This window comes from Enterobacter cloacae complex sp.6700776, from assembly GCF_048284255.1.
Taxonomy (GTDB): Bacteria; Pseudomonadota; Gammaproteobacteria; order Enterobacterales; family Enterobacteriaceae; genus Enterobacter; species Enterobacter intestinihominis.
In genome coordinates this window covers 1-1,034 of record NZ_JBLVYK010000049.1, presented here as the reverse complement: position 1 = coordinate 1,034, position 1,034 = coordinate 1, and the positions used below count along the sequence as shown (strand labels likewise).

The 1,034-nt window shown below is 54.2% G+C and carries 1 protein-coding gene; it reads left to right on the top strand.

Features of this window, described 5'->3' with window-relative positions:
• The coding region (locus ACNQ0T_RS23135) for an IS5-like element ISKpn26 family transposase (RefSeq protein WP_417930382.1) at positions 1–887 on the top strand (887 nt) is incomplete at its 5' end.
• Positions 888–1,034: the final 147 nt, after the last annotated feature.

Here is a 1,034-nt window from a genome sequence, read left to right as displayed (position 1 = left end):
TGCCATGGCAGAATATGACCGCTGTCATCGAGCCGTTTTATCCCAAGGCGGGCAATGGCCGACGGCCCTATCCGCTGGAGACCATGCTGCGTATTCACTGCATGCAGCATTGGTACAACCTGAGCGACGGTGCCATGGAAGATGCCCTGTACGAAATCGCCTCCATGCGCCTGTTTGCCCGATTATCCCTGGATAGCGCCCTGCCGGATCGCACCACCATCATGAATTTCCGCCACCTGCTCGAGCAGCATCAACTGGCCCGTCAATTGTTCAAGACCATCAATCGCTGGCTGGCCGAAGCAGGCGTCATGATGACCCAAGGCACTTTGGTGGATGCCACCATCATTGAGGCACCCAGCTCTAGCAAGAACAAAGAGCAGCAACGCGATCCGGAGATGCATCAGACCAAGAAAGGCAATCAGTGGCACTTTGGCATGAAGGCCCACATTGGTGTCGATGCCAAGAGTGGCCTGACCCACAGCCTAGTCACCACCGCGGCCAACGAGCATGACCTCAATCAGCTGGGTAATCTGCTTCATGGAGAGGAGCAATTTGTCTCAGCCGATGCCGGCTACCAAGGAGCGCCACAGCGCGAGGAGCTGGCCGAGGTGGATGTGGACTGGCTGATCGCCGAGCGTCCCGGCAAGGTAAAAACCTTGAAGCAGCATCCGCGCAAGAACAAAACGGCCATCAACATCGAATACATGAAAGCCAGCATCCGTGCCAAGGTGGAGCACCCGTTTCGCATCATCAAGCGGCAGTTCGGCTTCGTGAAAGCCAGATACAAGGGGCTGCTGAAAAACGATAACCAACTGGCGATGTTATTCACCCTGGCCAACCTGTTTCGGGTGGACCAAATGATACGTCAGTGGGAGAGATCTCAGTAAAAACCGGAAATAACGCCAGAAATGGTGGAAAAAATAGCCTAAATAGGCTGATTCGATGTGTTTGCGGGAAAAAAATCGGCCCAGATCCGCGAAATTTTAATCAGCGAGTCAGCTTGGGAAGAAATGACCTGCTTATTCGCACCTTCC